The sequence below is a fragment of the Frigoriflavimonas asaccharolytica genome (assembly GCF_013294015.1).
GTDB classification, from domain to species: Bacteria; Bacteroidota; Bacteroidia; order Flavobacteriales; family Weeksellaceae; genus Frigoriflavimonas; species Frigoriflavimonas asaccharolytica.
The window spans coordinates 1-3,643 of record NZ_JABSNO010000053.1 but is presented as its reverse complement, the minus strand read 5'-3'; the positions used below and the strand labels follow the sequence as shown (position 1 = coordinate 3,643).

Here is a 3,643-nt window from a genome sequence, read left to right as displayed (position 1 = left end):
CCCATACAAGTGGTTTAGATGATTGGTATTTAGATAATGTATCTATAAATCAATGTAGAGACACAGACGGAGATGGCATTCCAGATTTTTTGGATCTAGATTCTGACAATGATGGTTGTCCAGATGCAATAGAAGGAGGTGCAAGTATTATAGATTCTCAATTACAGAACTCTACAATGGCAGGAGGAAATACTGGAACTACAAGTGGTACTTACAATTTGCCAGTAATTAGAAATATACCTAGTCCAGTAGGAAATACTACAACTACACTTGGTGTACCTACAATAGCAGGAACGGGTCAATCTATAGGTTCGTCTATCAATGCAAGTGTAGTAGCTTGCTGTGATGCTGCTGCATCTGGCTACCTTGACAGTGATGGAGATAATATTACCAATATTTGTGATCTTGATGATGATAACGATGGTATTTTGGATACTTTAGAATGTAATTTATTTGCTGCCACAAATGCAGGTTTCGAAACGCCAAATATTACATTAGCTCCTTATAACAGTACTACTTTTGCACTTGTTAACGAAACTGCAACTGCGGGTTGGAAAACAACGGCAACAGATCATGTGATAGAAATTTGGAGATCTGGTTTTGGAGGAGTTCCATCTGCAGAAGGAGACCAATTTGCAGAACTAAATGCCAATCAAGTTTCTACATTGTATCAAAATTTTACACTCAACGGAAACGCAGGAACAATTTCTTGGTCTGTAAAACACAGAGGTAGAAGTGGTGTAGATGTAGCAAGAGTAAGAATGGGGACAACACTTGCTGCTGTAGCAGATGTTGCTACAATGACGGATGGAAACACAGCTTGGGGAACTTACACAGGAACTTATACCGTTCCAGCTGGTCAAACTAATTTAACGATCGCTTTCGAATCCGTAAGCTCTGTAGGAGGAGCAACTTTTGGTAATTTTCTAGACGAAATAAGATTTACATTTTTAGAAGATTGCGACATTGATGGTGACGGAATTCCTAATAATTTGGATCTAGATTCAGATAATGATGGTTGTCCAGATGCAGTAGAAGGAGGAGGAACTATTGTAGATTCTCAACTACAAAATTCTACAATGGCAGGAGGAAATACCGGAGCTACTAGTGGAACTTACAATTTACCAGTAATTAGAAACATACCTGGTCCAGTTAATACTACATCTGGTGCAGCAAATTACGGAGTTCCAACATTAGCTGGAACCGGACAATCAGTTGGTTCTTCTCAAAATCCAGCAATCAATAGTTGTGTATGCTACAATGATCCTGCAACAGGAACAGGTGTAGATACCAAACACGGTATTACTTTATTACAAAGAGCAGGAGTAGACAATGGAAACTGGCCAATGATCAGACAATCTGCACATACAGTTTTAGAATCGAATACCAAAGGATTAGTAATTACCAGAATGACGACGTCTCAAGTTACCGCAATCGCATCTCCACAAGATGGAATGATGGTGTATGATACAGACTTGAAATGTTTGAAATTATATGATGGTACAGCTTGGAGTTGTTTTTCTACCCCAACTTGTCCATAATTGGAATAAATTGGGAAGAAGTATTTTAGAAAAGATATTTAATCACTTCTTCCCTTTTTTAATTAATTTAAAAATAAAAATGTAATAACAGATTCATACATTCCTAACTAAAAATAAAAACATCATGTATAAAAAGATATTCACACTAGCATTATTGGCAATAATAAGTGTTGCCAATGCACAAGTAATCATAGGAGATGCAACCGGAACTGCGGCAGTAAAAACCTCGGTCTTGTTAGAATTTGCAGCGGGACAAAACAAAGGAATTATAGTACCTTATGTAAGAGCGCTTCCAGTAGGAGCAGCTGTAGTAGGAGGATCTATTATTTTAGATGCCACTGTAGCCACTACAGCAAGAATGAAGTATTACAATGGTACATCTTGGTTTGATTTAAGTGGACAAGATGCCAATCTTACAACTGCTTTAGCCAACCAACCAACAGTGCTACAAGCGCCAGAATTATCAACCTCCAAAGCGATTATAGGCAATACAACCAGTTCTGCAGATGGGGTTTTGGTTTTAGAATCTACCACAAAAGCGATGGTTTTGCCAATAGTTGCAGATGTACAAAACATCCCAAGTCCATCACCAGGAATGATGGTTTACATCAATAAGGCAGGCGCAAAACGTTTAGCCGTTTTCAATGGATCTAAATGGAGTTTTTGGAAACCGTAGAAAACAATTATAATTTATTTTAAGCCGTTTCTAAATATATTATTTAGAAACGGTTTTTTTTTATTCCTAAAAATAGAAAGATTAATGGGGATTAAGTTTTTTATTAAAGTAATGTTGAGAAATAATTTTGAAAACATACAAACACAACAAGATCAACTATTTTTAACCAAATTACCTTCAAAACAAGTAAATTTTAACGATAAAGAAGATTGCTTTTTTGATAGAGAAGTTCGGTAAGGCTTCCTAGAAGTAATATTATCCTACATTTGTCAGATAATTATCATTAACGTTAGATTTTTGTACCCCGTTACTAATTCAAATATTTGCAGTAGATTATTAAGATTGAATTCATATTTTAACTAAAAATAAAATGAATGTCTTAAAATATCTTAAATAAATATTAAATTTATCGTATTGTTTGATTATGTTTGCGTATATTACTATCATAATTCCATTTTTTTATAATTAAGTGCCAAAATAATGATAGAAAATCTATCTATTTTCTCAATAAAGCCAAATAGCGCACAAAGAAAATTTTCTTTGCGCTTTTTGTTGTTGGTATTTTGTTTTCTTTCTTTATCAGTAGAAGCAGATGAACGTGTAAATTCGAATGCTACAGCAGATTTACCAGAAGTTTCTGGAGAAATATACATTACAAAAGGAGTTACGGTATTTGATTCTACCAATTCCAGTGCATATGAATCTATCGATATAAAAGATATTGCAATCGTAAAAGAAATTGAAAGTGATGAAAAATCAGAAAAGATTTCCGAAATCATTGAAAAATTAGACAACTCCAGAGAGAAAATAGCAATAGTAAAAAAAGTAAAAACTAATCCTCATATAATTTTTACAACATTTTCTGCGTTAGATTTAGAGAATCGTTCGCAGAGTACATCTAGAAAAGATATTGGGAAATTAGCTATTTCTATTTCCAATGTCAATATGTTTGGCAACAAGTCTTTAGCTTTGGTTGTTTTGCCACCATTTATCGGTGAAACAGAAAAGTTAAAAAACTATCATATTCTTTCTTATTTACAATTCGGTAAATATAGAAATGCACCACTTCGTGCACCACCAATAGAGTGTTGAAATTTTTCAATCGTCTACAATAGATCCGCTTTCTTATAAAAATCGTTTTATATTTTTTTAGAGAGTTTGAGTTTATTTAGGCAAAGTATCCAATAATTTTATTTAAAAACTATATCATGAATTTCACAAATAATTTCATACATAAAAAACTTTCCTATCTGCTTCTGCTTTTTGGGGTGTTCTTTGCGACAGCGCAAACGAATCAGAATTTAGAGATGGTACAAATAGCGGGGGATGGCAATCCTACGGCAAATGGACCAACTTTAAGCACGCCAATTAATTTCGTAAGAAATGCGGATAATCCAACAGGAAATGGATATGCAACATATTCTCC

At 34.3% G+C, this 3,643-nt stretch carries 4 protein-coding genes; all 4 read left to right on the top strand.

What is annotated here, in order from left to right; translation table 11 throughout:
* A partial coding sequence (locus HNQ03_RS15865) for a thrombospondin type 3 repeat-containing protein (protein ID WP_173780669.1) occupies positions 1-1,541 on the top strand: 1,541 nt, incomplete at its 5' end.
* Positions 1,542-1,665: 124 nt separating this feature from the next.
* Positions 1,666-2,217: a hypothetical protein gene (locus tag HNQ03_RS15860; RefSeq protein ID WP_173780672.1), complete on the top strand. Its 552-nt coding sequence runs from the start codon at positions 1,666-1,668 to the stop codon at positions 2,215-2,217.
* Between the two features lie 480 nt (positions 2,218-2,697).
* Positions 2,698-3,309 (top strand): hypothetical protein, encoded by a 612-nt coding sequence (locus HNQ03_RS15855; RefSeq protein WP_173780671.1) that lies wholly within the window; start codon positions 2,698-2,700, stop codon positions 3,307-3,309.
* Positions 3,310-3,425: 116 nt separating this feature from the next.
* A partial coding sequence (locus HNQ03_RS15850) for a hypothetical protein (RefSeq protein WP_173780670.1) occupies positions 3,426-3,643 on the top strand: 218 nt, incomplete at its 3' end.